This window comes from Salinimicrobium sp. WS361, from assembly GCF_050750585.1.
Lineage (GTDB): Bacteria > Bacteroidota > Bacteroidia > Flavobacteriales > Flavobacteriaceae > Salinimicrobium.
Map to the genome: position 1 here is coordinate 140,328 of NZ_JBOJLM010000002.1, position 26,814 is coordinate 167,141.

Below are 26,814 nucleotides of genomic sequence, written 5' to 3' on the forward strand. Positions count from 1 at the left end.
CTTTAAAACTATGATGGGATATTATATCATCGCCGGACTCATCTTTGTAGTGAGTCTTTATGTGAGTAACAAGTTAAAAAGCAAATTTAAGCATTACTCCAAGGTACATCTTCAAAACGGCATGAGTGGCCGGGAGATTGCCGAAAAAATGCTTCGCGATAATGGAATAACCGATGTAAGAGTAATTTCTACACCGGGACAATTGACAGATCATTACAATCCGTCAAAAAAGACAGTTAACCTTAGTGAAGCGGTTTATACGCAGCGTAACGCAGCGGCGGCTGCAGTAGCGGCACATGAGTGCGGCCATGCAATACAGCACGCAAAATCTTATAGCTGGCTGCAAATGAGAAGTAAACTTGTACCTGTGGTACAGGTTGCCTCACAGTTCTCGCAGTGGGCCATCTTTGGTGGATTGATCTTAATGACTATGGTATCTGTCGGTATAGGCCAAACGGTGCTATTGGTGGGGATTATTCTCTATGCAATGGGAACGCTGTTCAGTTTTATCACGCTGCCGGTAGAATATGACGCAAGTAAGAGAGCGTTAGTGTGGCTGGAAACAGGAAACATGCTGAATTCACAGGAGCACAAAGCTGCTGAAGATTCTCTTAAATGGGCCGCCCGTACTTATGTAGTAGCAGCAATTGGTTCCCTGGCAACCTTGCTGTACTTTTTGAGCATTTATTTGGGAAGAGATTAATCAGGAGAAATAATAAAATAAAAAAGGACGCTGCGGGCGTCCTTTTTTTGTTTTGAGTAATGCTGGTATTACTTAATCGTGCTTAATTCGTTCATCGATAAACTTAAGTGCAATACCATCTGTGCCCATAAGATCGAACATTTCTAAAATTCTGCGGAACTGGTTTTCTTCTTCCATTTGTTCCTGAACAAACCATTGCAGGAAGTTCTCCGATCCATAATCCTGTACCTTACGGCATTTGCTGACTATGTTGTGTATAGATTTTGAAATTTCGATTTCCTGATCCAGTGCGGTTTCAAAGATCTCCTGGAGGGAGCTATATTCGTGATTGATGTTACTTACTTCAGGGGAGTAAGCCGTCCCACCGTTATCATTGATGAATTTGAAGATTTTGAGCATGTGCTCCCGTTCTTCGGCCGATTGTTTGTAAAAGAATTCGGCACTATTTGTTAGTCCGTTGTGATCACACCAGGAGGCCATGGCAAGATAAATTGCCGCTGAATGTGCCTCTTTGGAGATCTGCTCATTCAGCAGGTCCATCACATCTACATTAATTCCTATTTTTTGCCTTACTATATCTTTCATATCTATTCTTTTTTTTAAAAATACGAAAAGAAAAGGGCTTTTTGAGACAGAAGCCGAATTTATACTTGATCTAAATTCAAAGACAGCCTAGTGGCTCACCAGGGAATTTAATTCCAGGATGCCAAAAGTAGATCTTAGAAGCTCTTTTAGATCAATGACCTGTAAGGTGTCAAACACAAACAAATGTTCGCGGTTACACAGGGTAATAATTTCAATCCCGTTGTAGTTAAGATCCTTATCGAAGTGAGAAGAAATATCGATGCGCTTTACCTTTTGCCTCATCGCCAGGAGTTGGCAAAAACTAAACTTTACCTGTTTGTGGCCGAAGTCGATGTAAAAGCAACGACTGCGATCGCATTGGTAAGAGGTAAAGTAATATGATTTGTACAGCAGGTTCATTCGGTAGCAAATGTATATCTTATTCAGAATTGTTCCAAATAAACATAGCTAAAACTCCAGAAACCTGATAAAGATCAATTACAAAGCATTTATCTTCAATTTCCTACCTCGCCAAAAGGATTATATCCCAGGTATGAATGTTCTTCTTCCCTAAAGGTAATTCCGTTTTCGGCCAGTTCCTTTAGAATTGGGTCATACACCTCTTTAGTGATGGGTAGTTGCACGCCTGGAGTTGATATTGTTCCGTTGAGGATTTTTAAAGCGGCAATGGCTACAGGTAAACCAACGGTTCGTGCCATGGCAGTTCGGGTTTGATCTTGCCCAATATTTACCATGGTGGCATCAATTTGCCTTTGTTCACCATTAATCTCGTACCCAAATTTGTGGTACATAACGATCATGTCCTTATCCTCTGGTGAAAGAGACCATTTTTCGGTTAATATCTTCTGAAGGATCTCTGCCGGGGTAGCGTTTTTTAAACCAACTTTTTTGTCAGGGTTGAAGATATCGAGTTCCAGAAGCTTGTCCCACATAATATCGTCCTGATCGATCTTCAGGTTATGCCTGAATTTTAATTCCACAGAATCTGTTGGTGAGTAGGGGAGAAAAGAATTTACAAAATCGCGGTAGCTCATTTCTTCGGAATTCTCCATAGTGTAACTGTCGTCTGTCATGCCCAGTTGTACAAACATATTCCAGGCCCGGCTGAAACCAACGCGGCGAATGGTTCCGCGGTAAAGCGTAAGGATTTCATCCAGTCCATAGATGCTTTTGTACTTTAAGGAATTGCGGTTGGCATAGACTTCAAATTTTCCGTAGTCTTTTACCTCGAGAAATTCGGTTCTTCTAAAAAGGCGGTTATAAGGTATGTACTTGAACTTTCCCTCCTGCAGGAACTTTGCCACTCCGCCCTGTCCTGCCACTACAACATTGCGCGGGTTCCAGGTGAACTTGTAGTTCCAGAGGTTCGTGTCACTTTCGGGCGCTACGAGTCCGCCGGTAAAAGATTCAAAAAGCAGCATTTTCCCTCCCTGTTCTCTTATGCGGTCAATAACCTGCATAGCACTCATGTGGTCAATACCCGGGTCTACGCCAATTTCATTCATAAAGACGAGCCTCTTGTCTTTAACAGCATCATCCAGCTGCTGCATCTCTTCGCTTATGTAAGAAGCAGTAACCATGTTCTTTCCATAAGCTAGGCAGTCTTTAGCCACTTCAATATGAAAACGGGCCGGGAGCATGGAGATCACGATATCGGCATTTTGAACAGCTTTCTCTCTTTCCTCTCTCTTGAAAATGTCGAGTTGGGTGGCTTTTGCCCTGGGATGGTCTCCGGCTAACTTTTGAGCATTTTCAACTTCGAGGTCTCCTATGATAATCTGAAGATCTTCGGGTTCCGATTTTTTTAGTAAATATTCAATGAGGACAGAGGTAGATTTTCCTGCACCTATGATAAGAATCTTGCGCATAAGGCTAAACTTTGAGTATGTTTGTTAATTGTTTGGATAACGAATGTAATTAATTGAGAGCGTCTTTTAAAATTATACTATGAACAGGAGATTATTGATCACAGGAGCATTGTTTGGAGTTATAGCTATTATACTTGGGGCTTTTGCCGCTCATGGGTTAAAATCACTTCTTTCTCTGGAGAGTATTCAGACCTTTGAAACCGGAGTTAAATATCAGATGTACAGCGCTTTATTTCTTCTTATCCTGGGAGGGTTACCAATAGCGCCAGAAAAAGTTAAAAGAATTTGCTTCTACTTAACACTTTTTGGGGTTTGCTTTTTTTCAGGTTCTATTTATCTTTTGGCTACTAACAGCCTCACTTCTTTTGATTTCAGGACTATTGCCCTCATAACTCCCATTGGTGGTTCTTTGATGATTATTGCATGGATTGTGTTGCTAATCAGCTTCTTTAAGTTAAAAAAGAAATAAAAGAATTTAGCCTCAGCTGATTCTTTACAAGTTTTTCTACTTTTGTTGACCTAAACAAACCACTCAACTAAACTTTTTATGTTGGCTAAAAAACGACTTACGAAAACGATTGCGCTAGAACAGTATGGTATTAATGATGCAGAAGTTCACTATCAACTTTCTCCAAAAGACCTACATGACATTACTATTGAAAAAGGTCAGGGGGTAGAAGCTTCGTCTGGGGCTTTGGCAGTAAACACTGGGGAATTTACAGGAAGATCGCCCAAAGACAGGTTTATTGTTGAAGATGACATTACCAAAGACAGGGTTTGGTGGGGAAATATAAATATTCCCTTTGATCCTGATAAATTTGATGCCCTTTACAATAAGGTAGCCGATTATCTTTCTGGAAAAGAAGTCTTTGCGAGAGACTCATACGCCTGTGCTGATGAAGATTACAGGCTGAATATTAGAGTAGTAAATGAATATCCGTGGTCAAACCTCTTTGCCTATAACATGTTCTTACGTCCTGAGGAAAGTGAACTGGATGATTTCAAGGAAGACTGGCTGGTATTAAATGCTCCCGGTTTTATGGCCGATCCTGAAGTGGATGGAACCCGGCAGCACAATTTTGCCATATTGAACTTTACAAAAAAGATCGCACTCATTGGAGGAACAGGGTACACGGGTGAAATTAAAAAGGGTATTTTTTCGGCCCTCAATTTCATACTGCCAATTGATAAAAACACTCTACCCATGCACTGTTCTGCGAATGTGGGAGAAGAAGGAGATACGGCAATTTTCTTCGGCCTTTCGGGAACCGGGAAAACCACGCTTTCTGCCGATCCTGAAAGAAGGCTTATTGGAGATGACGAGCATGGCTGGACCAAAGAGAACCGGGTCTTTAATTTTGAAGGTGGCTGCTATGCAAAAGTCATCAACCTCACCGAAGAGAATGAACCGGACATATTCAGGGCTATTAAAAAAGGAGCTATTCTCGAAAATGTCATTCTGGATGAAAATGGAGAGGTAGACTTTGAAAATACCGAAATTACCCAGAACACCAGGGTGAGTTACCCAATTGATCATATTGACAATATTCAGGAGCCTTCTATTGGTGAAAATCCAAAAAATATCTTTTTTCTCACAGCCGATGCTTTTGGTGTTTTGCCTCCAATAAGCAAGCTTACTCCGGGGCAGGCAGCCTATCACTTTATAAGCGGGTACACTGCAAAGGTAGCAGGTACCGAAGCAGGTGTAGATGAACCTATTCCAAGCTTCTCTGCTTGTTTTGGTGCGCCTTTTATGCCGTTACACCCCACGCGTTATGCTGAAATGCTGAGTGCAAAGATGAAAGAGAACAATACAAATGTGTGGCTGGTAAACACCGGCTGGACTGGCGGGCCTTACGGAGTAGGTTCAAGAATGAAGTTGCGCTATACCAGGGAGATGATCTCTTCGGCACTTGAAGGAAAGCTTGAGAACGTAGAATACATTGAGCATCCGGTTTTTGGTTTGCAGATGCCGGTGGAATGTGAGAACGTACCTTCTGAAGTTCTCAATCCACGAAATACCTGGAAAGATAAAGAAGCTTATGACCGAAAGGCAAATCAACTTGCCGAATCTTTTCAAAAGAATTTTGAAGAATTCCAGGCGCAGGCTAATGAAGAAATACTTTCAGGTGCTCCTAAAGTATCTTAAGAATTACATAGAAATACATAAAAAAACCGGCAACTGCCGGTTTTTTTATTTCCAATTTTTCAGGATCTAATGAGCCTTTTTATTTTGTTCCTTGATGTACTTTTCAAGAGCCATGGTCATGGAAGGTGTTTCGGGCGTTGGCGCCTGAATGTTCACAACCAGTCCGTGGTCTTTTGCAGCCTTTACCGTAGTGTTTCCAAAAACAGCAATTTTGGTGTCATTTTGTTTAAAATCGGGAAAATTCTCAAATAGGGATTTTATTCCGCTGGGGCTAAAGAACACCAGGATATCATAAAATACTTCCCTAAGGTGAGAAAGATCACTCACAACGGTTTTGTAGAAAACAGCTTTTTTCCAATCCACCCCAAGCTTATTCAGGGTTTTTGGCACATCTGGCTTCAGCATATCTGAAGATGGCAGGAGGAATTTTTCGTTTTTGTACTTCTTAATAAGGGGAGAAAGTTCAGCAAAAGTCCTTTTCCCCACGTAAATTTTCCGCTTGCGGTAAACTACGTACTTCTGTAGGTAATAAGCAACGGCTTCGCTCTGGCAAAAGTATTTTAAAGTATCGGGCACTTTAAATCGCATCTCTTCAGCAATTCTAAAGAAATGGTCAACAGAATTACGACTGGTAAGGATAATTGCTGTATAATTTGAAAGGTCTACCTTTTGCTGTCTTACATCCTTGGAAGAAACGCCCTCAACGTGGATAAACGGGATAAAATCTATTTTTACTTTTTGTTTTTCTTCAAGATCAAAATAAGGAGAATTTTCAACCTTCGGCTCTGGTTGAGATACCAGAATTGTTTTCACTTTCATATACATATTTTTTATTCACCCTGGAACTTGGTAACCAGCTTATATAAAATATAATAGGGTCCAATTTCAAGAGCGCAAAGATACAAAATAAAATAAAACCAATGGGTCGCAATGTACTGTCGGTTTTTGATAAAAATGCTGAGCAGGGTAATCAAATTCATAAGTAAAATGAGTCCCAGCAAAATGTAGAGTACCAGCCTTGTTGGTTCCCATGTATATATAAAAAATATAGAAACAGGGAGTAATATTAAGGCCATGAAATTGCGGTAACTAAGTTTGTAGAACAGGTAGTAGTTCATTTTATCATTGACCGAAACTACATCTGCCAGAATCTTTTCCAGGGAAAACTTGAGCAGCACAAAAGTCGTATATGCAGTAATTATCCTTAAGAAGGTTACCATTGGCCTCTCGGGGTAAGAATCGGAAAAAGTGAGGTAGTAAATAAAGATAAACAGGCCTGCCGAGACCACATTCACAACAAAAAGAAGTACGTTAAATGGATGAAAAAGATTGGGGTCTTTTCCCTTTAAAAGAAGGTACTTATCTGTAGCGAAAAGCATGCTAAAGTGGGCAAACCTTTGAGTGAACGCATACCTGGCCACCACCAGCAGTACCAATACCAGTAAGAGTAGGAGGGTGATCCAGTCTTGAGAAACCACATGTCTTTCTATTACTTCCAAGCAGGAGAATTTTCTACAAAGGTAGGATTAATACGATTAAAAGAAGTTTTAAAAAACCATCCTAAACTTTAAAAATAGTTACATTTGTCCAAAAGAATTTTATGCCAGATGGGATTGTTATAATACCCACCTACAACGAAAAAGAAAATATTGAAAAGATCATTAAAAATGTCTTTTCTCTTCAGCGCGATTTTCATGTTTTGGTGGTGGATGATAATTCTCCCGATCAAACCTCCAGAATAGTCAGGTCTCTGCAATCGGTCTATGAGAATCGGTTATTCCTGATTGAAAGGGAAGGGAAATCTGGTTTGGGTACGGCGTATATCAAAGGTTTTGAATGGGTTTTGGAACGGGATTATAAGTACATCTTTCAAATGGATGCCGATTTTTCCCACAATCCCAACGATTTGATACGCCTCTATAATGCCTGTAAGCGGGGTGGAGCCCAGGTAGCGATTGGCTCCCGGTATAAAACCGGGGTTAATGTGGTAAACTGGCCCATGAGCAGGGTGCTTTTATCGTGGCTGGCCTCAAAATATGTACGCTTCATAACAGCAATGCCTGTAGAAGATACCACGGCAGGTTTTGTTTGCTATGATAGAGAAGTGCTTGAGAGGATTCACCTTGACAAAATTAAATTTGTGGGCTATGCTTTTCAAATTGAAATGAAATTCAAAGCTTACCTGGCAAAGTTCAATATCGTGGAAGTGCCGGTAGTTTTTACCGACAGAACCCGCGGAACATCAAAAATGAGTGGTTCAATTATATGGGAAGCTGTTTTTGGAGTGATAAAAATGAAAATAAACAGTCTGTTTAATAAGATGACAATATAATGAAGAAGGTACTAATTAAGAATGCAAAAATTGTCAATGAAGGTGCTATCGTTGAAGGAGATGTTTTTATTGAAGATGGAATTATTAAAGAGATCGCTTCAAGTATAAGTGCCAAATCTCCTAACCTTACTATCGTCGATGCCGAAGGCAATTACCTTATGCCGGGGGTTATTGATGATCAGGTGCATTTCAGGGAGCCGGGGCTTACCCATAAAGAAACAATTGAAACAGGCTCAAAAGCTGCTGTGGCAGGTGGTATTACTTCTTTCATAGAAATGCCCAATACCCAGCCGCAAACCACCACTATAGAACTTCTTGAAGAAAAATATAAACTGGCAGAGGCTACCTCTTACGCCAATTACGCCTTCATGTTTGGAGGTACTAATGATAATCTTGAGGAGATCAAGAAAATAGACCCAAAAACAGTGCCGGCCCTCAAACTTTTTCTGGGCTCCTCTACAGGGAATATGTTGGTGGACGATGAAAAAGTGCTGGAGAACATCTTCAAAGAATCTCCTGTGCTCATCGCAGCGCACTGTGAAGATGAAAAAACCATTCAGGAGAATCTACAAAAATATACCGAGGAGTATGGAGATGATATCCCGGTAGAGCTGCATCCTAAAATTCGCAGTGAAGAAGCCTGTTATATTTCTTCATCAAAAGCTGTTGCTTTAGCCAAAAAAACCGGGGCGAGATTACACGTTTTCCATCTTTCTACGGCAAAAGAACTCAAGTTGTTCGACAGTAAAAAGCCGCTTAAAGATAAAATGATCACTGCCGAAGTCTGTGTGCATCACCTTTGGTTTAATGATGGGGATTACGAGAAAAAGGGAACTTTCATAAAATGGAACCCTGCTGTAAAGACACAAAAAGATCAGGAAGCTCTCTTAAAAGGGTTGATTGAAGACAAGATAGATGTCATCGCGACAGACCATGCACCGCATACCCGCGAGGAAAAGAAAAACGTGTACACCAAGGCTCCAAGTGGCGGCCCATTAGTGCAACACGCTCTTCCTGCAATGTTGCAGATGTATCATCAGGGTAAAATTTCACTGGAGAAAATTGTAGAGAAAATGTGCCATAACCCCGCTATTCTTTTTGATATTGAAAAAAGAGGGTTTATAAGAGAGGGTTACAAGGCCGATCTTGTACTTGTTGATCTCAATGCTCCATGGGCTGTACAGCCTGGAAATACGCTGTATAAATGTGGCTGGTCTCCCTTTGAAGGTACTACTTTTAAATCGCGGGTGACTCACACCTTTGTCAATGGAAATTTAGTGTACAAAAATTTCAATTTCACTCCTTTTGTCCAAGCAGAAAGATTAAAATTTGACCGGTAGCATGAGGAAGATCTTCACAATTTTAGTGGTCTTTTTAATGCTGGTTTCCTGCCAGGAACTCAACCGTACTCCAAAGCCAGATAATCTCATTGCTGAAGATAAGATGGTGGAGGTGCTCACAGAGCTTTCCCTGCTGCACGGTGCCAGGAGCTACAACAAAACACTTTTGGAAGAAAAAGGTATAAATCCATACCCTTATCTTACGAAAAAATATGGGATAGACAGTACCCAGCTGGCGCAAAGCAATGAGTACTATGCACAGAACTATAAGCAGTACGAAGGGATATATGAGAGTGTAAAGGAAAATCTTGAACTCTTAATGGCCGAGTATGATTCCATTAGGGAAATGGAGGAAAAAATAAAGGATTCTCTTAGAGAAAATTCTGAAAGTAATACTTTAGATACTTTGAACCGGCGGGAGTTAAGAAGGGACACTACCGGGCCTCTTCGTGTTGATCGGGGATTTTCCATGCCTGTTTCAAGAGGCAGAGATCAACAGTAGAATTATTTCTGAAGATCCTTTTTAAAGTAAGTTGCTGTCTTTTCTACAACTTCAGAAATGGGTTCAAATTCAAAATCCATTTGTTGCTTCAGTTTAGCAGAAGAATAAAACGTGTGCTCAAAAAGGCTTTTTTGAGACCTCTTTTCCAGTTGCTTTTCCCGGTTTGAAAATAAACCTCTTAGTTCCTGCCACAGCCATCCGGTAAGGACCATCCATTTTTTTAGCGCTTTTGATGGTGCAGGCCGCCCAAGGGCGTCAGCCGTCATAGAGAAAACTGTCTTGAACGAAAGGTTTTCAGAAACAACTATAAATTCGTCATTTTTGACAGGGGAAACCATCAGTTCCCGGGTAATTCTTACCACATCCCAAACGCCGACAAATCCGGTGGTTTTTGGAACAAAGTAATCGAGGCCGCTGTGTATCTTTTCGAAGATCTTACCGCTGCCACTGCTCCAAAATCCGGGGCCAATAATGATCCCGGGCTTCACAATAACCACAGGAACACCTTCCTGGCTTGCACGCCACACTTCCATCTCTGCGCCATATTTGGTAATAGCATACATGCTGTGGCTAAGTTCTTTGTTCCAGAAAGAAACTTCAGTGATCTCCTTTTCGCCGGGTTTCTGGTCTAAAGTAGCAATAGAACTTACATAACAAAGTTTCTCCACTTCATTTGCGATACAAAGGTTTACCACATTAGCTGTGCCTTCAATGTTTACCTTCCGCAGTAAAGCGTCTTTAGAAGTGTCAAAAGAGACCAGTGCCGCACAATGATAAACCTGATGAATGTCTTTAAAGGCGCTATTCAATGAGGGAACGTCTGTGATATCAGCTTCAATCCATTCAATCGACGAAAAGAGTGTGTTTGCTTCAGGTTGAGAATTCGTGTAGGAAAAAACTTTTTTTACGGCTTTTAAACTTGCTTCTGTGCGATAGATCGCACGAACAGATTTTCCTGCTTTAACAAGATCAAGCAGCAAATGTGAACCTACCAAGCCTGTGCCTCCGGTGACTAGAATCATGAGGTAAATATAGCTAAAACCGCTTAGGAAAAATGAAGCTTTATGGTATCTTTACGGCTGTTTTTACTTCAAAATAATGATCATGAGCAAGAATTTTGTAGAAGAATTGACCTGGAGAGGGATGATTCACGATGTGATGCCCGGCACCGAAGAGCATCTTTTGGAAGGCCTTAGGTCTGCCTATGTTGGGATTGACCCCACAGCCGATTCTTTACATATAGGTCACCTGGTGGGTGTTATGATGCTGAAGCATTTCCAGGAAGCAGGACATCGCCCTGTGGCGCTGGTAGGCGGAGCCACGGGAATGATAGGTGACCCTTCAGGAAAATCAAACGAGCGCAATCTTCTTACTGAAGCTACTTTGCTTCAGAATCAAAATGCCCTTAAAAACCAACTGTCTAAATTTCTCGACTTTGAAAGTGAAGCAGAGAATGCGGCAGTAATGGTGAATAACTATGACTGGATGAAAGATTTCAGTTTCCTGAGCTTTATAAGAGATGTAGGAAAACACATTACTGTGAACTACATGATGTCTAAAGACAGCGTAAAAAAGCGTTTGTCTTCAGATTCTTCCGAAGGAATGTCTTTTACCGAATTCACTTACCAGCTTGTGCAGGGATATGATTTTCTGCATTTGTACAGAGAACTTGATTGTACGCTGCAAATGGGTGGTAGTGACCAGTGGGGAAATATCACAACCGGAACCGAACTCATCCGAAGAATTGGTGAGGGGAAAGGTTATGCTCTTACCTGCCCGTTAATTACCAAGGCAGACGGCACTAAATTCGGAAAAACCGAGTCGGGGAACATCTGGCTTGATCCGGCACGTACATCTCCTTACAGGTTCTATCAATACTGGCTCAACACCAGCGATGAAGACGCCGAAAAATTTATAAAAATATTTACCTTCCTTTCAAAAGGAGAGATAGAAGGTCTTATAGCTCAGCATAAAGAGGCGCCTCATTTGAGAGAATTGCAGCGAAAACTGGCCGAAGAAATTACTGTAATGGTACACTCGGCAGAGGAGTATGAGAATGCTGTAAAGGCTTCGGAAGTGCTTTTTGGAAAGAGTACCGCCGAGGATCTAAAAAAGCTGAATGAAGCTACTTTTTTAGATGTTTTTGAAGGGGTGCCGCAGGCAAAAATTGACCGTGCCGATGTAGAGGCAGGTTTGGATATGATTGCAGCTCTTTCTGCCAAAACCGACTTTTTAAACTCTAACGGAGAAGCCAGGAGAGCTTTAAAAGAAAATTCAATTTCGGTAAATAAAGAAAAGGTCACCGAAGATTATACCATCACCACAAATGATCTTTTAAATGATAAATACGTCATTATCAATAAAGGAAAAAGAAACACCTATATCTTAAGGGTTGAGTAAATAAGATAGCCCCCTTGCCTTAGAGGGCGAAGGGGGCTTCTACTAACCAACCAATTATGAAAACATAATCTAACCGTACAGTAAGTCGATAAAAACTACAATCCTTACAGTACAGGTGAATATTTTTTGTTAAAAAACCATCAGGTTACACCCTCTTATATCACTGTGGTCAAAACGGCCCAATATTTCAGTCCTTCCCCCGCCTAAATTTTTACCAAGGTCTTGCGTGGCAATGAAGGAGCAGGAATTGATATTGGCCAGATCTATAACATTGATTCCGCCAGATTTCCCTTCGGGCAGTAAGCTCAAAGCATCTTCGGGTTCTCTTATAAGGATCTTCATCCAGGGTGGGCATTCAAAAATGCCATTTTTGAGGGCGTATGCCTGTGACAGTAGCTCGGTCATTCCATATTCGCTATGAATAGCTTCTACCCCCAATCCTTTTTTTAGCACTTCATGAAGTTCGGTGCGTATCATTTCCTTGCGGCGGCCTTTCATTCCGCCGGTTTCCATCACAATTGTATGCTTCAGGTTTAAACGGTATTGCTCTGCCAGGTCCAGTAATGCAAAAGAAACACCTATAAGCAGTGTCTTTTGCCCTTTCTCTTCCAGCTCTTGTAGTTTTTGAACGAGGGCATCGAGGTCGTGAAGATAAAAGCCGCTTGCCGGATTATTACTTTTCTCAATAAGATCCTGCACCATGTAGATCAATGAAGAACCTTTTCTTTCGAGATAAGATGGAAGAAGTGCGAGCACTGCGTAATCTTCTACATTATTGTAGAAATGTGTGAAGCCCCTGCGGAAACTTTCCTCATAAACCTTCAGGTCTGTGACGTAATGTTTGCTGGTTTGAGTACCTGTGGTGCCGCTGCTGCTAAAAATAACTTCAGCAGAAGCTTCCGAAGAAATTATCTTGTGAGATTTAAAGAGCGCAATGGGCAAAAAAGGTATTTCTTCAACGCAGTTTACCTCTGCCAGACTGCGGTGAAGCAGATCGCAAAATTTGCTGTAAACGGAATTGTTTTTGTACTGGTACTCAAATACCTGCAGCGCTTTTTTATTGAACTCCTCGAGAGTAGAAATGGAAAATATGTCCTTCAAATTGTTATAAAAAATTGAGGGCACAAAGGTACTGAATAAAATAAAGGATATGGGCTATCTTACCACAAGCTTTCGGGTAGCAGAACTTCGACCTTCCTGAATTCTCATGATGTATACTCCCGGTTCAAGATTGGAGATATTGAGCTCATTTCCTGTTAATTGTGCAGAAAGGATGCTTTTGCCCAAAACATTATATATCTCTACTCTTTTAGCTTTTCCCGCTTTAGTGTTAATGTACACTTTTTGGCCTGAAGCAGGATTGGGGAAAATAGAAAGCCCTTCAATAGGAACTTCTTTTACAGGAGGTTCCGGGGCTGATACCTGTGCAAAAGCCGGGCTCGATAAGAGCAAAAGGCCAATGATCATAAGAGGGTACAAGTAGAGTTGTTTCATTTTCAATACGGTATCAATTCAAAATTACAATAAAAAATTCAAAAACCGCACCAAATTTTAGTTGGAGAAAAGTTAAAGCTTAATTTCTACACAATAATTTTCAAAAAAAGGGGTTGCGATGTCGCAACCCCTTAAAAATAAATCTATTAATAAATGGCTAATTCATTAAAATTTTTGAGCCGCAGCCAGGTTGCTCCAGCTTTCAAAGACGCTGAGATCTGCGCCTGTTGCATTCTCATCAAGCTCCAATAAGTCGCTCGCTACCTCGGTGTCATCAACGTTGTTCACCACAAGATCTTTACTGTACTCAAAATGAGCACTGGTAAATTGTAATTTATCATTCTCTACTTCCTGTAGCTGGTCATTTAGAAATATGATGGTCTCGTAATTACTGGCAACAATATTTTCAAAAGTTCCGGCGGTTCCCTGCTTTAGGTCGAATGCAGCTTTGCCGCTGCGGTTATGGCCCCAGATACTCACATTTTTAACTGTGCCCATTGAACGTGGTTCTGCATTGTTCTCGCCTTTTCTGTTAGCCAGTTCGAAGGCAAAATCACCTATGCCTTCATATTGAACAATGGCAAGATTATCTATAGTGCCACGATAACCTTCATCCCAGTCTATTGAATCATCTTCCATCCCTATAGCTACAAGATTCCTGGCATTTACGGTACCTCCATAAAATTCAAACCCGTCATCTGCGCCTTCAAAAGCCTCGAGGTTTTCAAGTACGGTGCCGCTGCCTACTGCGAAAAATGAGAAAGCATTGAATTCAAATTGCCCATCTGAGGATGCCTGCCCTGCATATTCTACTCTCACATGTTTTAAGCTTCCAGAGCTATCCTGGTCATTGGTGCCTCCGTATGGTAACTGCCCTGCTTCAGAGATTGAGGTTCCGCCGGGGGCGTTCATTTTGGCACGGCCATGTATACCGATACCGCCCCAGTCACCGTCGCCACCTTCAGAATTTTTATTTTCGGAAGTAAAGACTATAGGTTTTGCTGCAGTACCCTCGGCTATTAATTTTCCGCCCTGTTCTACAAATAACAGGTTTACTCCTGCCACCTGATCTGCGGCGCTTACCGTGAAAGTTGTTCCTGGTTCTATGGTTAGTGTGGCTCCATCTTTTACTGAAACTGCGCCTTTCAGGTTATAATTACCTTCTTTCACAAGGAGGTCTTCTGTAATGTCTCCTTCAAGAACGGTACCCTCAAGTATTCCTGTGTCGCCTCCTGTGCCTGGATCGGGGTTTGGTACATCGTCATCACTGCTGCATGAAAACAAGCTGAGAGAGAGCACAATTGTAAATGCGGTTTTTAAAAATTGGTTTTTCATTTTTTCTGATTTTTAGTTGAATATTTAAGTTTAAAATTTAAAGGTGATGGAGGCTCCATAAGTGGTGCCGGTATCAAATGATTCTATAGTGTTGCTGAACTTATCCAGGAACCTTATTTCGCGGGTGGGATCCTGAAAGAACATGGTCTTTTCGTTGAGAATATTTATCGCGGTTAATTTGAGTCCCCAGCTTTTGTTGAATTGGGTGGTCCATACCAGGTCGAGTTGATCAATAGGCTTTTCGTAGATTTCATCGGCTCCTTCTACACCTACGGCATATATTCTTTTTCCAAAAGTGTTGTAAATGAGGTTTAGAGAAGATTCTGTATTGCCGCGCTTAAAAATGCGGTAAAGTACATCGGCATTGATTCCCCAGTTTGATGCTCCCTGCAGTTTTCTGTTTTTATTAGTTACTGCTGCAAATCGGGGGTTGTTCTCTTCGGCAGTTGCGCGAGAATCCATCAGAATTCCATTAAAGCCTACAGATAACCTGTCAAAAATGGCATTTTTGAAGAGGCTTCCGGCGTTGAACCTGGCTTCGGCTTCTAATCCGTAGAGAACAGCTTCCTCAAAATTATCGAAATAAGTTCTGTAGCCTACAGAGGTGGCACGGGCCAAACGCTCTATGGGATCCTGGAGATATTTAGCAAAGGCGGTTACTGCCAGTAATTCGCTGTTGGTTGGAAAGAACTCATACTTTAGATCTAAATTGTAGTTGCGGGAATTTAAAAGATCGGGGTTTCCTATTACCTGGTTGCCATCCCCATCCTGGTAAATTGTAGGCAAGATCTCTCTCATCCTGGGGCGGGTAGTGGTGATAGATGAGGCCAGCCTTAGGTTAGAGGTTTCGGTAAGTTGGTACCTAATGTTGAGGGCAGGGCTAATATCAAAGGGTTCATAGGTGATCTTACTGAACTTAGTATCGAGAGCTTTTTTATAAGTGATTTCTCTGGGTGCGTATTCAGCGCGTACGCCCACATCAAGTAGTATATTGTCCCATTCCTTTAAAAAGATGAAATACCCGGAGTGTATGTATTGCTCCACCTGAATGTCGGGTGGTGTAGGGGCAAAATTGCCTGCATATTTTAGAAATCCTTCAGATAAACCTTGTTGGAAGAAAGCTTCAGGATCATTGGTATTGAGGTTTGGTAAGTTGGCCGAACTGACCTGTGCTGTAATGGTGCGGGTGAAAAAGTCGTAATTTATTCCGTCGAAATTATGCCCTACCTTAATTTTTGAGGAGAAAGTATTGTCTTCTTTTCTTCGGATTCCCAACTCGTACTCAAGGCGGGAACTAAAGCTAACGTTCTCCAGCTCCTGATAGAACCTGAAAGGATTAATGCCATTTGTGGTGATGTATTCTGCATTTTCACCTGTGCCGGCAGCGCGTAGCACCCTGCGATCGGGTACATTATTGTTGCCCATCCCGGTAGAGCCGCCAAAATGCAGTTGATGTTTTTTGTTGTTCCATTCCAGATCTCCAAGGAGCTGGAAAGTGAGCATGTCATTTTCTGTATACCGAATGTCACGGATAAAGAAATCTCTGTTGTTAAGCTGGGTAAATCCGTCATTCCTTCCAAATGCTTCCCTTATAAAATTTGAAGTATTCTGAAGGTAAATGGTATTGAAGTTCAGCTTCAGCATATCAAACCTGTCGTAATCAAGTGCCAGTAAAGCTGATTTTCGGGTGGAGAAATCATAGTTTGTGGTAGAGAAATCTTGCCCTGCGGTGCCTTCAGAATTTAATGTGCGTTCCACCCCGTTTTTCTTCTCATAAGAATTGCGATAGTTCATACCAAAATATATACCTAGAGATTGTTTGTCTCCGTTTACCAGACGTTGCCCGTGAGTTATTCCAAGAGTAGTAGCCAGTGGAGCAGTAATTTTTTCCGGAGTCCAGGAAGTGGAAAATGGACTGGAAGATTGTGCGGGTGCGGCAGGCAGTTCCCTGCTGTTTCCGGTATATCCCAGATATTCCAAATCACTGCTGTTATCGATCTTGTAATCTTCAAAAGTGGAATTTGTGTTGTAATTAACCCCAACTGTTACCGTGGTAGCGGGCTTTGAAGGTGCGGTGATAGTGTTGACATTAAAAGTTGCGCCCGCAAAATCCTGATACAGCGAAGGACTAAAGGTTTTATAAACATCTACGTAGCTCACAATGTTGGTGGCGATGTAACTGAGCGGAATAATTTTGAAATCGGGGTCTGAAGATGCTACGGGAAGCCCGTTCATGGTTAGAAAATTATAACGGTCATCCAATCCCCTTACAAAAATACCCCTGTCTCCCACCATACTAATTCCGGAGACCTTGGAGAGTCCCTGCTCTACGTTATTGATCCCTTTTCTTGATAGTTCTTCAGCGCCAATAGCCTGTTTTATTGTAATGGCATTTTTCTGCTCTAATAGCAGTGCCACTTCAGAATCGGCTCTTGATACCGTAGAAATAACAACTTCATCCAGGGAAGAAGCAGTGGTTCCAAGTTGAGTGTTTATTTCTGTTACTTTACCCGGTTCTACCCGCACATTGGGGATTTCGAGCTGTTCGTATCCTACAAAACTAAAGGCAACAGTGTAGCTTCCGGGTTCAAGGTTTTCTATTTCAAAAAGTCCGTTTTCGTTAGTAGTTCCACCTGTTCCTGTGCCTTTCACGAGTACATTGGCAAAGGGGAGGGGCTCGCCCTGCATTTCCTTGTCAGTTAATTTCCCGGCAATGCTACCGGTGTGTTGTGTCTCCTGTGCCAACAGGTTTGAAAAGGAAAGGAGTACTGCGGCACCAATCAAAAGAAGTCTCATTTTTGTCAATTTTCTATGCCGCAAAGAAAACTGTGCAATGTAACTATGGCGTTAGCTGAAAATTACCAATAGATCAACTAAAGGTTATGACTAATTAAATTTAAGGTTAACAGAAGGTTATCAATGAATGGGAGTGGGAGGCGGCATAATTATTATCTTTACTTTTACAGGGTAAATTAACCACACCCATGAAAACAAATGACATTTGCATCCTTTTGGTCGATGATGAGCCCGATATCATTGAGATTATAAGGTATAATTTAGCTGCTGAAGGTTACCGGGTAGTAACTGCAGAAAATGGTAAACAGGCTTTAAAAGTTGCCAAAGAAAACCATCCTCATCTTATTATTTTAGATGTAATGATGCCTGAAATGGATGGTATAGAAACCTGCATTCAAATGCGAAAAGAACCGGAGCTTACCAACAGCATGATTACTTTTCTTACCGCCAGGGGAGAAGATTACTCTCAAATGGCCGGATTTGACGCTGGTGCCGATGATTATATCACTAAACCCATAAAACCGAAAGTGCTTATAAGTAAAGTGAAGGCCTTGCTGCGCCGGTTTAACGGAGGGGAAGCCGGAGGGAAAGCAGAGATTATTACTGCCGGAAACCTCGAGATCAACAGGGAAGAATACAAAGTGGTAAAAGGCGGGGAAGAGGTGATGTTGCCCCGGAAGGAATTTGAGCTATTATTCTTATTGGCATCACAACCCGGACGGGTTTTTCAGAGAGATGAGATCCTTGAACGGGTTTGGGGCAATGAGGTGGTTGTAGGCGGTCGTACTATTGATGTGCATATTAGAAAACTCAGGGAAAAACTTGGAGGTGAGAGCATCCAGACCATTAAAGGTGTGGGGTATAAGTTTGTAGAGTAATGGCTAAAGGTTTTAGGCGCTCATATAGGTTTGCAATAAAGACATCAATTTATGTGTCACTCTTCCTTACTGGGATTTCGGCTGTTTTTCTCATTATTCACGATGCATATTCAGAGTGGGCACTTCTGCTCTATGGTTTTTCGTGTTTTATTTTTTCATTTCTCATCATTCAGTACCGGGTTGAGGCCTTTATTTATAAAAAGATAAAGAAGATATACGAGAATGTGAGTATGCTTAGTGCTACCCCACTTAACCCTGAGCAGGTGACTACAGATATGACCAGCCTATCGCAGGAAGTGCAGAAATTTGCTGAAGGGAAAAAACTCGAAATCGAAGCTTTAAAAGTGCGTGATTCCTACCGGAAAGAATTTATGGGCAATATCTCTCACGAACTCAAAACCCCTTTATTCACAGTTCAGGGATATATTGAGACCTTGCTTGATGGAGCTATGAAAGATAAAAATGTGCGAAAGCAGTATCTTTCAAGAGCAGCCAAAGGGGTGGAGCGACTGGTTTACATTGTTCAGGATCTGGATATGATCACTAAACTGGAAACCGGAGAGCTCAGTCTTAAACCTGAAGTATTTAACATTGTTGAGGTAGTTCAGAATGTCTTTGACCTCCTGGAGATGAAAGCCGCAAAGAAGAATATCACCCTCACATTTGAAACTCCTTATGCTCCTGTGTGGGTTAAAGCCGATAAAGAAAGAATTCAGCAGGTGATGACCAACCTCATCGTGAATTCTATCAAATACGGTAAGAACGACGGGACTACAGAAGTATCTATTGAAGATCATTCCAAGAAGAAGATCATAATAAGAGTAAGCGACAATGGAGAGGGGATCCAAAAAGAGCATATTCCGAGGTTATTTGAGCGCTTTTACCGGGTAGACAAAAGCGGATCGCGTAAAGAAGGAGGCTCGGGGCTTGGCCTGGCCATTGTAAAGCACCTGCTTGAGGCACATAAGGAGAGAATCTTTGTAGAAAGTACTTACGGTATGGGAAGTGAATTTTCATTCACCCTTAAAAAGGCCAAAAAGCTTTGAGAAATCACAAACAAAGCCAGGATCCTTTAACCCCGAATAATCTTTTACTGTAACCAGCATTTCCAGATTAAATTCTTCCTGCCTGCACGATGGTGCAAAACCTAATTTGCGCATTCTATCAGCCAGGTATTCCTGTTCAAACTGGCCGGGTGTAGGTATGAAAAAGGCCTTTTTTTCGAGCCGGGCAAGATCCATAAGGGTGGTATATCCCGATCTTGCCACTACCACTTCGCTACTGTTAAGTGCCTGTTCCAGTTCCCTGCCAAAGAGATAGTTTCTTACAGTGAGATTTGGTGTATTGAAATCAGCAGTGCTTTCATCTACAACCCCTCTTATAAAGAGGATACTTCCGGAAGATTTGCTGAACTCCTTTAGAAGAATTTCTTCGAGAATGCTTCTCTGGGGTTCGGGGCCTGACAATAATACCATGTAATCATACTTCCGAGGTATTTTTTCTTTTTTAAACCTGCTCATCACCCCTAGATAATTTACTTCTGAAAATGCCCTTTTTGGATGTCCAAGAATTCCGCTTAGGTTTGGCCTGCCGGGAGTGTCGGGAATCCAGCATTGATCATATTGTTTTATATACTTCTGGTGAAGCCAACTGCTGAAGAAAGTGGTTGTCCCCGAGAGTACATTCAACTGGTGGGTGATAAAAACGCCTGGTACATGCGGGTGCCGCACCCCAAACCGGCTGTCCGAAATTATTCCGTGAAGTTTTAATTTTTGCACCAGGATCTCAGTGGCCTGTTTTTCCTTTTTGATGTTTTTCAGGATATGTGGGCTGTCTAAAAGCAGCTTCCATTTTAAAAAACTTCCCTTTCTGGTGTAGGTGATATTGTAAGAAGGTAATTCAAATGCCTGCAAATGCGGAAACTCTTTTTTAAGAAGGTCAAGTGCTGCTCCATCTGAAGCTATGATGGGAGTAAATCCCTGTTCTTCAAGTTTTTCAATAATAGGGATGCATCGTGTGGCATGACCTAACCCCCAGTTAATTGGCGCAACCAAAATTCGTCTACTTCGCATAAATCAGATATAATTGAAAGGCCTGTGGGGGATTTTCTTTAATTTTACCAAAATATTAAATTTTCAGGTGGGAAGTAAGAATAAATTAAAGCGGTTTAGAGAAAACGAATCCTTTTCTAATGTGGTACAGCCCACACGGGAAGAGGTGGTAGATGGAGAATTTATCCTGAAAGGGAAGTGGAGCAGTGACTTCTTTAAAAACGATAAGCCTATAGTGCTTGAACTGGGCTGCGGAAAAGGGGAATATAGCGTGGCTCTTGCTGAAGCCTATCCGGAAAAGAACTTTATTGGGATTGATATTAAAGGAGCCCGTTTTTGGCGGGGTGCGAAAACAGCCCTGGAAGAAGGACTTCAAAATGTGGCATTTTTGAGAAGCCAGATAGAGCTGGTTGATTTGCTGTTTGCGGAAAATGAAGTAGATGAGATCTGGATTACTTTCCCCGATCCACAAATAAAATACAAGCGTACCAAGCATAGAATGACCAACTCCGAATTTCTTCAGAGATATAAGAAGATCCTGAAACCCCAAGGCCTGGTCAACCTTAAAACAGATAGTGAATTCATGCACGGCTATACACTTGGTCTACTCCACGGTGAAGGTCATGAGGTGGTACAGGCCAATCACAACGTGTATAAAAACGAGTATTCTCCAAAAGAAGTTACCGGGATACAGACTTTTTATGAAAAACAGTATCTTGAGCAGGGAAAACCCATAACTTACGTACAGTTTAGGATAAAATAACCAGCATTGGAGGAAACTAAAATTTTCCTTATTACCTATTTTGCAGCGCTGCTGGGGGTAGTTCCCCCGGGACTTGTGAATATGAGTGTTGCCAAAACTTGTGTCAAAAGAGGTAAAAAGAACGGCATCTACATGGCTGTTGGTGCATCTGTGATCGTCATGCTACAGGCGTTGATCGCGGTCATGCTGGCGCGCTATATCTTTGACAATGCCTATATTAACAATGTGCTCTTGCGGGCCGGGCTTGTGATCTTTTTGATCATGATGTTCTATTTTCTCGTAATGGCGCAACGAAAAAAGAAAGAGGTAGAGGTTCATCCAACCTCGGGCTTAAGAAGTGTGCTAAAGGGAATGATGATAGGCGCACTAAATATTTTTCCCATTCCATTTTTTGTGGCGCTTGCCGCTGCACTTAACGTAAATGGCGCTGTAGAATATCACCCGCTTAACAATACCGCATTTGTACTGGGGGCTTCTCTGGGTACTTTTACAACCCTTTACTTTTATGCGTTGTTTTTCACCAAGATAGAAGCCGAGGGGACTTTTTTTGTAAAATATTCCAATTACTTTATGGCAGCTCTTATGCTGGTCTTGCTGATCATTACCTTCATTAGGATCTATTTGCAGTAATGACAGAAACTTCATTTTTTGAACGCGTATATGAGGTGGTAAAACTTATTCCTGAAGGGCGGGTGACCAGCTATGGTGCTATCGCCGTTTTTTTAGGAGCAAAAGGCAGTGCGAGAATGGTGGGCTGGGCTATGAATAATGCTTCTAAAATGGAAGATATTCCGGCACATCGGGTGGTGAACAGAAATGGTCTGCTTACCGGGAAACATCATTTTCCCGGCACCCGGGTAATGCAGCAAATGCTCGAAGCTGAAGGAGTGCAGGTTATAAACGATAAAATCGTAAGATTTCAGGATTATTTCTGGGATCCTTCGGTAGAACTTCAGTAAAAATTTAAGCTATTTTTGTATTGATTTTATTGATCCTTAAAAATGGGTAATAACTTCGTTATCTTAGCTTTTCAGCTTATATTTGCATTTAGAATGAATCTACATAAGGTTCAGAAATTACAAGAAATACAGCATGAAACTTAATCGGAAGGATATATTAAATGCTCTTGAAACTATTTCTGTTTCAGGGGAAGGTAAAAATATGGTAGAGAGTGGTGCGGTTCAGAACATTATGACCTTTGGAGATGAGGTGGTGGTAGACCTGCTGCTTACTACTCCGGCGCTTCACATCAAAAAACGCGCAGAGGTTGATGTAATGAAAGCCATTCATGAACACGTTCATCAAAAAGCCAAGGTGAAGGTGAATATTAAAGTTCAGGCGCCCGAGAAGACAGAGATTAAAGGGAAATCTATTCCCGGTATCAAAAATATTGTAGCGGTAGCTTCAGGGAAAGGTGGAGTAGGGAAGTCTACTGTCACTGCAAACCTTGCGGTGAGCTTGGCAAAAATGGGCTTTAACGTAGGTCTTTTAGATGCCGATATTTATGGGCCATCTATGCCTATGATGTTTGATGTGCAGACAGAAAAACCCCTTTCGGTGAATGTAGATGGGAAGTCAAAAATGAAACCTATTGAAAACCACGGGGTGAAAATGCTATCTATTGGGTTCTTTACGCAGCCAAATCAGGCAGTGATATGGAGAGGCCCTATGGCAGCGAAGGCGTTGAACCAGATGATCTTTGATGCAGCCTGGGGCGAACTCGACTTCTTGTTGGTAGACCTGCCTCCGGGAACAGGGGATATTCATCTTTCTATCATGCAATCACTTCCTTTAACCGGTGCCGTTGTTGTGAGTACGCCTCAAAACGTAGCACTTGCTGATGCCAGGAAAGGAGTGGCGATGTTCCAGCAGGAGACCATCAATGTTCCGGTTTTGGGGATCATTGAGAATATGGCCTATTTTACTCCTGAAGAATTACCCGATAATAAATATTACATTTTTGGAAAGGAAGGTGCCAAACTTTTAGCCGAAGATTTGCAAGTGCCATTTTTGGGGCAGTTGCCTTTAGTACAAAGCATCAGGGAAGCAGGAGATATTGGGCATCCGGCAGCATTGCAGGAGAATACACCTTTATCTAAAGCTCTGGAGCTCCTTACACAAAATGTAGTGCAGGAAACGGTGAACCGCAATAGCAGTTTACCTCCTACCGAAGCAATAAAAATCACCACTATGGCTGGCTGTAGTGCAGTTAAAAAATAGTCATGACAAGCGAAGAAGTTAGATTGAACGTAGAGAGAGCCCTTGAAGAAATAAGGCCTTTCCTTAGGAATGACGGCGGAGATATCTCCCTTATCAGTATAGAAGATGACGACCGGCTGGTAAAGGTTCAGTTGCAGGGAGCCTGTGTGGGCTGTAGCGTAAACACGATGACTTTGAAATCGGGTGTTGAAATGACCATTAAGCGGTATGTACCTCAAATTGAAAAGGTGCTGAATATTGAAAAATAACATTTCCCCAATTCACAAAATAAGAAGTAATGATTAAAACTGATATGTTGATCATCGGTGCTGGGCCTACTGGTCTTTTCGCCGTATTTGAAGCAGGATTACTAAAATTAAAATGTCACCTCATAGACGCCCTGCCGCAACCGGGAGGACAATGTTCAGAGATCTACCCAAAAAAGCCTATTTATGATATTCCGGCCTTTCCCGAAGTACTGGCGGGAGATCTTGTAGATAATCTTATGGAGCAGATTCGCCCGTTTGAACCAGGTTTTACCCTGGGGGAAAGGGCAGAAACAATAGAGAAGCTGGATGACGGTTCTTTTATCGTTACCACCAGTGAAGGTACGCAACATCAGGCCCCTGTAGTAGTTATTGCTGGTGGTCTGGGAAGTTTCGAGCCACGAAAGCCTCCAATTCCTAATATTGCAAAGTATGAGAACAACGGGGTTGCCTATATGATCAAGGAACCCGAAGATTACCGCGACAAGCGTGTGGTAATTGCAGGAGGGGGAGACTCAGCTTTAGACTGGGCTATTTATCTTTCTGAAGTTGCTTCGGAAGTTTCTTTGGTTCACAGAAGAAATGAATTCCGCGGAGCTTTAGATTCAGTAGAGAAAGTTTCTGAACTCTCAAAAATAGGAAAAATCAACCTCATTACAGAAGCTGAAGTAGTTGGGCTGAAAGGAGAAGAAGCATTAGATTCAGTGGTAATCCGCCACAAAGGAGATGCTTCCGAAGAAGAGATCAAAGAAACTGATTATTTCATTCCGTTATTCGGACTTTCCCCAAAATTAGGTCCAATTGCTAATTGGGGGCTCGAAATTGAAAAGAATGCAATTAAGGTTGATAACAGCTACGATTATCAAACTAATATTCCGGGGATTTATGCTATTGGAGATGTAAATACCTATCCCGGTAAGCTAAAGCTCATTTTGTGTGGCTTCCATGAAGCGGCCATAATGTGCCAGAGTGCTTATCAAAAAATATTTCCCGATAAGAAATACGTGATGAAATACACCACAGTGAGTGGGGTGAATGGATTTGACGGCAGTAAGAAAGAGGCCAAACGGGAAGTTGTAAAGAGTATTAATTAATTTTACCGAAATTTAAAACCAAACCTCACAGGTTTTGGAAACCTGTGAGGTTTTATAATTGACAAATGTCAGATATTAAAATTACAATCATTGATCGCGAAGGAGAAGCGCACCTTGTTGATGCGCCTATAGATATGAACATGAACCTCATGGAGGTGATTCGTTCATACGAGCTCGCACCCGAAGGTACTGTAGGTATTTGTGGGGGAATGGCCATGTGTGCTTCCTGCCAGTGCTATATGCTGAACAAAGATCACCTGCTTCCCGAAAAGTCTTATGAAGAAGAGGAGATGCTGGACCAGGCTTTTTTTGTGCAGGAAAACAGCCGCTTAAGCTGTCAAATTCCCATGGAGAAAGAGCTCGATGGGCTGGAAGTAAAGATCGCGCCTTTTAACGCCGATTAGTTTGAAAAAAGGGTTCGGTTTTTGCCCTTTTTGAGAAGTAATACAATCGCAGGTACCATGATTTTAAATGTCATTGTTTTCTATTCACAAAAATCCAAAGATTATCTAAAGCTGGATGGGGTGATTGCGAAAAAGCCTGTGGAGTTGAAGAGCGAATGCTGTGAAAAATACAAAAAGGGCAAGCGTTGTAAACGCTGCCCCTGTTTTGATTTAGATATTTAAATTTGGAGTAGACCTCACAGGTTTTTAAAACCTGTGAGGTCTTTTTTTTACTGAAAAGCAGGAATTCCTGTAATATCTGCCCCTGTTATTAAGAGGTGAATGTCGTGCGTGCCTTCGTAGGTAATCACACTTTCCAGGTTCATGGAGTGTCGCATAATGCTGTATTCCCCGGTAATTCCCATTCCTCCTAAAATCTGCCTGGCTTCCCTGGCGATATTGATCGCCATTTCCACGTTATTCCTTTTTGCCATAGAGATCTGTGCTGAGGTGGCGGTACCTTCGTTTCTCATAACTCCAAGTCTCCACGCAAGTAGTTGGGCTTTTGTGATCTCTGTGATCATCTCGGCCAGTTTCTTCTGTTGTAGCTGGAAACTCGCAATAGGCTTTCCAAACTGTTCGCGTTCCTTTGCGTATCGTAAAGCTGTATCATAACAATCCATCGCAGCCCCAATTGCACCCCAGGCAATCCCATAACGTGCAGAGTCAAGGCAGCCAAGAGGAGCACCCAGTCCGCTTTTTTCGGGCATCAGGTTTTCTTTAGGCACTTTTACATTGTTAAAGACCAGTTCCCCTGTGGCACTGGCGCGAAGCGACCACTTGTTATGAGTTTCGGGCGTTGTGAAACCTTCCATTCCGCGTTCTACAATGAGTCCGTAGATGCGGCCTTCCTCATTTTTTGCCCATACAACAGCGATATCAGCAAAAGGAGCGTTAGAGATCCACATTTTCGCACCATTAAGCAGGTAGTGATCTCCATTGTCTTTAAAGGTGGTGGTCATGCCGCTGGGGTTAGAACCGTGGTCGGGTTCGGTAAGCCCAAAACATCCCATCATTTCTCCCGAAGCTAGCTTTGGAAGATATTTCTTTTTTTGTTCTTCGGTCCCGTATTTAAAGATAGGATACATCACCAAAGAAGACTGTACAGAAGCTGTCGATCTTACGCCACTATCGCCTCTTTCTATCTCCTGCATGATTAATCCGTAGGAGATCTGGTCGAGACCTGCGCAGCCGTATTCTTCAGGAATATAAGGGCCAAAGGCTCCAATTTCGGCAAGGCCGTTAATTATCTGCTTCGGAAATTCGGCTTTTTGGGCAGCTTCTTCTATAATGGGAGAAACCTCGCGCTTTACCCATTCCCGGGCAGCGTCACGTACCATTTTATGTTCATCACTAAGAAGGTCGTCAAGATTATAGTAATCGGGCGCCTGGAATTGGTCTGCTTTCATTGTTGGTAGTTTAAGTTTTTGTCTGGAATAGTAAATTTACATAGAAAGACCATAAAGACCTAACAGGTTTCAAAAACCTGTTAGGTCTGAAGCTTTAGATTCATGGAAAAAGATTGATTTCTATTTCCTTGACCCTGAAAGGGGCATATCTTCATAGCTATTAATCACGAGACCGTTCGACCCCTACGGGGTTGCATATTTCCTGTT

General features: G+C 41.9%; 28 protein-coding genes. 16 read left to right on the forward strand and 12 right to left on the reverse strand.

All coding sequences use genetic code 11. The features are described from left to right. Positions 1-10: 10 nt before the first annotated feature. The gene (locus tag ACQ93I_RS02545) at positions 11-703 is read left to right on the forward strand and encodes a zinc metallopeptidase (RefSeq protein WP_431697010.1); all 693 of its coding nucleotides are present in this window, start codon (positions 11-13) and stop codon (positions 701-703) included. A 72-nt stretch (positions 704-775) separates the two neighbouring features. Here ACQ93I_RS02545 and ACQ93I_RS02550 read toward each other — a convergent pair whose 3' ends face one another. The 3 genes from ACQ93I_RS02550 to ACQ93I_RS02560 all read right to left on the reverse strand — a co-directional run bounded on the left by ACQ93I_RS02550 (position 776) and on the right by ACQ93I_RS02560 (position 3,156). Further along, positions 776-1,288, reverse strand: a complete 513-nt coding sequence (locus ACQ93I_RS02550; RefSeq protein WP_266068331.1) for a ferritin — start codon at positions 1,286-1,288, stop codon at positions 776-778. Positions 1,289-1,375: 87 nt separating this feature from the next. Next, positions 1,376-1,570, reverse strand: coding sequence for a hypothetical protein (locus ACQ93I_RS02555; RefSeq protein WP_431697011.1), 195 nt, complete (start codon positions 1,568-1,570; stop codon positions 1,376-1,378). A 212-nt stretch (positions 1,571-1,782) separates the two neighbouring features. Beyond that, the gene (locus tag ACQ93I_RS02560; RefSeq protein WP_431697012.1) at positions 1,783-3,156 is read right to left on the reverse strand and encodes a saccharopine dehydrogenase family protein; all 1,374 of its coding nucleotides are present in this window, start codon (positions 3,154-3,156) and stop codon (positions 1,783-1,785) included. Between the two features lie 79 nt (positions 3,157-3,235). Here ACQ93I_RS02560 and ACQ93I_RS02565 point away from each other — a divergent pair, with 79 nt between their 5' ends. Continuing rightward, complete coding sequence (locus ACQ93I_RS02565) at positions 3,236-3,625, forward strand: DUF423 domain-containing protein (protein ID WP_423820017.1); 390 nt, start codon at positions 3,236-3,238, stop codon at positions 3,623-3,625. A gap of 78 nt (positions 3,626-3,703) precedes the next feature. Next, positions 3,704-5,305: a phosphoenolpyruvate carboxykinase (ATP) gene (gene pckA / locus ACQ93I_RS02570; protein WP_431697013.1), complete on the forward strand. Its 1,602-nt coding sequence runs from the start codon at positions 3,704-3,706 to the stop codon at positions 5,303-5,305. 66 nt (positions 5,306-5,371) lie between these two features. On the opposite strand, the gene ACQ93I_RS02575 is transcribed toward pckA, so the two are convergent. Further along, on the reverse strand, positions 5,372-6,124 hold the full coding sequence (locus ACQ93I_RS02575; protein WP_266068336.1) for a uroporphyrinogen-III synthase: 753 nt from the start codon (positions 6,122-6,124) through the stop codon (positions 5,372-5,374). 11 nt (positions 6,125-6,135) lie between these two features. Then, positions 6,136-6,804, reverse strand: a complete 669-nt coding sequence (locus ACQ93I_RS02580) for a DUF4271 domain-containing protein (protein ID WP_431697014.1) — start codon at positions 6,802-6,804, stop codon at positions 6,136-6,138. A 101-nt stretch (positions 6,805-6,905) separates the two neighbouring features. Here ACQ93I_RS02580 and ACQ93I_RS02585 point away from each other — a divergent pair, with 101 nt between their 5' ends. From ACQ93I_RS02585 to ACQ93I_RS02595, 3 genes are read left to right on the forward strand one after another with little or no spacing between them, the layout of a single operon-like run. After that, positions 6,906-7,637, forward strand: coding sequence for a polyprenol monophosphomannose synthase (locus ACQ93I_RS02585; RefSeq protein WP_266068339.1), 732 nt, complete (start codon positions 6,906-6,908; stop codon positions 7,635-7,637). Beyond that, a complete protein-coding gene (locus tag ACQ93I_RS02590; RefSeq protein WP_431697015.1) occupies positions 7,637-8,977 on the forward strand; it encodes a dihydroorotase in 1,341 nt (446 codons plus the stop codon). Before ACQ93I_RS02585 ends, ACQ93I_RS02590 begins: the two co-directional genes overlap by 1 nt. A 1-nt stretch (position 8,978) precedes the next feature. Continuing rightward, positions 8,979-9,479 (forward strand): DUF4296 domain-containing protein, encoded by a 501-nt coding sequence (locus ACQ93I_RS02595; protein ID WP_431697016.1) that lies wholly within the window; start codon positions 8,979-8,981, stop codon positions 9,477-9,479. Between the two features lie 2 nt (positions 9,480-9,481). Here ACQ93I_RS02595 and ACQ93I_RS02600 read toward each other — a convergent pair whose 3' ends face one another. After that, a complete protein-coding gene (locus tag ACQ93I_RS02600) occupies positions 9,482-10,501 on the reverse strand; it encodes an SDR family oxidoreductase (protein ID WP_431697017.1) in 1,020 nt (339 codons plus the stop codon). Positions 10,502-10,583: 82 nt separating this feature from the next. Between ACQ93I_RS02600 and tyrS the strand changes: the two genes are divergently transcribed. Continuing rightward, entirely contained in the window at positions 10,584-11,879 is a 1,296-nt protein-coding gene (gene tyrS, locus ACQ93I_RS02605) for a tyrosine--tRNA ligase (protein ID WP_431697018.1), read from the forward strand. Positions 11,880-12,008: 129 nt separating this feature from the next. Here the strand turns inward: tyrS and ACQ93I_RS02610 are convergent, their stop codons facing one another. The 4 genes from ACQ93I_RS02610 to ACQ93I_RS02625 form a co-directional block, all read right to left on the reverse strand. After that, positions 12,009-12,980 carry an acyl transferase gene (locus ACQ93I_RS02610; protein WP_431697019.1) on the reverse strand — a complete coding sequence of 324 codons (972 nt, stop codon included), beginning with the start codon at positions 12,978-12,980 and terminating at the stop codon, positions 12,009-12,011. A 54-nt stretch (positions 12,981-13,034) separates the two neighbouring features. Then, on the reverse strand, positions 13,035-13,373 hold the full coding sequence (locus ACQ93I_RS02615) for a T9SS type A sorting domain-containing protein (RefSeq protein ID WP_266068346.1): 339 nt from the start codon (positions 13,371-13,373) through the stop codon (positions 13,035-13,037). A 165-nt stretch (positions 13,374-13,538) separates the two neighbouring features. Further along, positions 13,539-14,708 carry a hypothetical protein gene (locus tag ACQ93I_RS02620; RefSeq protein ID WP_431697020.1) on the reverse strand — a complete coding sequence of 390 codons (1,170 nt, stop codon included), beginning with the start codon at positions 14,706-14,708 and terminating at the stop codon, positions 13,539-13,541. A 30-nt stretch (positions 14,709-14,738) separates the two neighbouring features. Next, positions 14,739-17,504 carry a carboxypeptidase-like regulatory domain-containing protein gene (locus ACQ93I_RS02625; RefSeq protein ID WP_431697021.1) on the reverse strand — a complete coding sequence of 922 codons (2,766 nt, stop codon included), beginning with the start codon at positions 17,502-17,504 and terminating at the stop codon, positions 14,739-14,741. A 188-nt stretch (positions 17,505-17,692) separates the two neighbouring features. Here ACQ93I_RS02625 and ACQ93I_RS02630 point away from each other — a divergent pair, with 188 nt between their 5' ends. Together ACQ93I_RS02630 and ACQ93I_RS02635 are read left to right on the forward strand one after the other, a co-directional pair. Then, complete coding sequence (locus tag ACQ93I_RS02630) at positions 17,693-18,382, forward strand: response regulator transcription factor (RefSeq protein ID WP_266068350.1); 690 nt, start codon at positions 17,693-17,695, stop codon at positions 18,380-18,382. Continuing rightward, positions 18,382-19,428 (forward strand): sensor histidine kinase, encoded by a 1,047-nt coding sequence (locus ACQ93I_RS02635; protein WP_266068351.1) that lies wholly within the window; start codon positions 18,382-18,384, stop codon positions 19,426-19,428. The genes ACQ93I_RS02630 and ACQ93I_RS02635 overlap by 1 nt, the downstream gene beginning before the upstream one ends. Here the strand turns inward: ACQ93I_RS02635 and ACQ93I_RS02640 are convergent. Continuing rightward, entirely contained in the window at positions 19,396-20,454 is a 1,059-nt protein-coding gene (locus ACQ93I_RS02640) for a glycosyltransferase (RefSeq protein ID WP_345599437.1), read from the reverse strand. The two genes, ACQ93I_RS02635 and ACQ93I_RS02640, sit on opposite strands and share 33 nt — an antisense overlap. A 67-nt stretch (positions 20,455-20,521) precedes the next feature. Here ACQ93I_RS02640 and trmB point away from each other — a divergent pair, with 67 nt between their 5' ends. The 7 genes from trmB (at position 20,522) to ACQ93I_RS02675 (ending at position 25,159) form a co-directional block, all read left to right on the forward strand. Continuing rightward, positions 20,522-21,196: a tRNA (guanosine(46)-N7)-methyltransferase TrmB gene (gene trmB / locus ACQ93I_RS02645; RefSeq protein ID WP_266068354.1), complete on the forward strand. Its 675-nt coding sequence runs from the start codon at positions 20,522-20,524 to the stop codon at positions 21,194-21,196. A gap of 6 nt (positions 21,197-21,202) precedes the next feature. Then, positions 21,203-21,826 (forward strand): LysE family translocator, encoded by a 624-nt coding sequence (locus ACQ93I_RS02650; protein ID WP_431697022.1) that lies wholly within the window; start codon positions 21,203-21,205, stop codon positions 21,824-21,826. Next, positions 21,826-22,155, forward strand: a complete 330-nt coding sequence (locus tag ACQ93I_RS02655; RefSeq protein ID WP_431697023.1) for an MGMT family protein — start codon at positions 21,826-21,828, stop codon at positions 22,153-22,155. Before ACQ93I_RS02650 ends, ACQ93I_RS02655 begins: the two co-directional genes overlap by 1 nt. 133 nt (positions 22,156-22,288) lie before the next feature. Beyond that, a complete protein-coding gene (locus ACQ93I_RS02660) occupies positions 22,289-23,416 on the forward strand; it encodes a P-loop NTPase (protein ID WP_431697024.1) in 1,128 nt (375 codons plus the stop codon). A 2-nt stretch (positions 23,417-23,418) separates the two neighbouring features. Continuing rightward, complete coding sequence (locus ACQ93I_RS02665; protein ID WP_228916004.1) at positions 23,419-23,664, forward strand: NifU family protein; 246 nt, start codon at positions 23,419-23,421, stop codon at positions 23,662-23,664. A 29-nt stretch (positions 23,665-23,693) separates the two neighbouring features. Next, positions 23,694-24,755, forward strand: a complete 1,062-nt coding sequence (locus tag ACQ93I_RS02670) for an NAD(P)/FAD-dependent oxidoreductase (RefSeq protein WP_345599435.1) — start codon at positions 23,694-23,696, stop codon at positions 24,753-24,755. Between the two features lie 65 nt (positions 24,756-24,820). Beyond that, positions 24,821-25,159 (forward strand): 2Fe-2S iron-sulfur cluster-binding protein, encoded by a 339-nt coding sequence (locus ACQ93I_RS02675; RefSeq protein WP_266068359.1) that lies wholly within the window; start codon positions 24,821-24,823, stop codon positions 25,157-25,159. Between the two features lie 269 nt (positions 25,160-25,428). Here ACQ93I_RS02675 and ACQ93I_RS02680 read toward each other — a convergent pair whose 3' ends face one another. Further along, positions 25,429-26,607 carry an acyl-CoA dehydrogenase family protein gene (locus ACQ93I_RS02680; RefSeq protein WP_431697025.1) on the reverse strand — a complete coding sequence of 393 codons (1,179 nt, stop codon included), beginning with the start codon at positions 26,605-26,607 and terminating at the stop codon, positions 25,429-25,431. Positions 26,608-26,814: the final 207 nt, after the last annotated feature.

Bases quoted from the DNA above. Each gene is read 5' to 3' on its own strand.
- ACQ93I_RS02545 (WP_431697010.1), top strand. From the start codon at position 11: ATGATGGGATATTATATCATCGCCGGACTCATCTTTGTAGTGAGTCTT.
- ACQ93I_RS02550 (WP_266068331.1), bottom strand. From the start codon at position 1,288: ATGAAAGATATAGTAAGGCAAAAAATAGGAATTAATGTAGATGTGATG.
- ACQ93I_RS02555 (WP_431697011.1), bottom strand. From the start codon at position 1,570: ATGAGGCAAAAGGTAAAGCGCATCGATATTTCTTCTCACTTCGATAAG.
- ACQ93I_RS02560 (WP_431697012.1), bottom strand. From the start codon at position 3,156: ATGCGCAAGATTCTTATCATAGGTGCAGGAAAATCTACCTCTGTCCTC.
- ACQ93I_RS02565 (WP_423820017.1), top strand. From the start codon at position 3,236: ATGAACAGGAGATTATTGATCACAGGAGCATTGTTTGGAGTTATAGCT.
- pckA (WP_431697013.1), top strand. From the start codon at position 3,704: ATGTTGGCTAAAAAACGACTTACGAAAACGATTGCGCTAGAACAGTAT.
- ACQ93I_RS02575 (WP_266068336.1), bottom strand. From the start codon at position 6,124: ATGAAAGTGAAAACAATTCTGGTATCTCAACCAGAGCCGAAGGTTGAA.
- ACQ93I_RS02585 (WP_266068339.1), top strand. From the start codon at position 6,906: ATGCCAGATGGGATTGTTATAATACCCACCTACAACGAAAAAGAAAAT.
- ACQ93I_RS02590 (WP_431697015.1), top strand. From the start codon at position 7,637: ATGAAGAAGGTACTAATTAAGAATGCAAAAATTGTCAATGAAGGTGCT.
- ACQ93I_RS02595 (WP_431697016.1), top strand. From the start codon at position 8,979: ATGAGGAAGATCTTCACAATTTTAGTGGTCTTTTTAATGCTGGTTTCC.
- ACQ93I_RS02600 (WP_431697017.1), bottom strand. From the start codon at position 10,501: ATGATTCTAGTCACCGGAGGCACAGGCTTGGTAGGTTCACATTTGCTG.
- tyrS (WP_431697018.1), top strand. From the start codon at position 10,584: ATGAGCAAGAATTTTGTAGAAGAATTGACCTGGAGAGGGATGATTCAC.
- ACQ93I_RS02615 (WP_266068346.1), bottom strand. From the start codon at position 13,373: ATGAAACAACTCTACTTGTACCCTCTTATGATCATTGGCCTTTTGCTC.
- ACQ93I_RS02620 (WP_431697020.1), bottom strand. From the start codon at position 14,708: ATGAAAAACCAATTTTTAAAAACCGCATTTACAATTGTGCTCTCTCTC.
- ACQ93I_RS02625 (WP_431697021.1), bottom strand. From the start codon at position 17,504: ATGAGACTTCTTTTGATTGGTGCCGCAGTACTCCTTTCCTTTTCAAAC.
- ACQ93I_RS02630 (WP_266068350.1), top strand. From the start codon at position 17,693: ATGAAAACAAATGACATTTGCATCCTTTTGGTCGATGATGAGCCCGAT.
- ACQ93I_RS02635 (WP_266068351.1), top strand. From the start codon at position 18,382: ATGGCTAAAGGTTTTAGGCGCTCATATAGGTTTGCAATAAAGACATCA.
- ACQ93I_RS02640 (WP_345599437.1), bottom strand. From the start codon at position 20,454: ATGCGAAGTAGACGAATTTTGGTTGCGCCAATTAACTGGGGGTTAGGT.
- ACQ93I_RS02655 (WP_431697023.1), top strand. From the start codon at position 21,826: ATGACAGAAACTTCATTTTTTGAACGCGTATATGAGGTGGTAAAACTT.
- ACQ93I_RS02660 (WP_431697024.1), top strand. From the start codon at position 22,289: ATGAAACTTAATCGGAAGGATATATTAAATGCTCTTGAAACTATTTCT.
- ACQ93I_RS02665 (WP_228916004.1), top strand. From the start codon at position 23,419: ATGACAAGCGAAGAAGTTAGATTGAACGTAGAGAGAGCCCTTGAAGAA.
- ACQ93I_RS02670 (WP_345599435.1), top strand. From the start codon at position 23,694: ATGATTAAAACTGATATGTTGATCATCGGTGCTGGGCCTACTGGTCTT.
- ACQ93I_RS02675 (WP_266068359.1), top strand. From the start codon at position 24,821: ATGTCAGATATTAAAATTACAATCATTGATCGCGAAGGAGAAGCGCAC.
- ACQ93I_RS02680 (WP_431697025.1), bottom strand. From the start codon at position 26,607: ATGAAAGCAGACCAATTCCAGGCGCCCGATTACTATAATCTTGACGAC.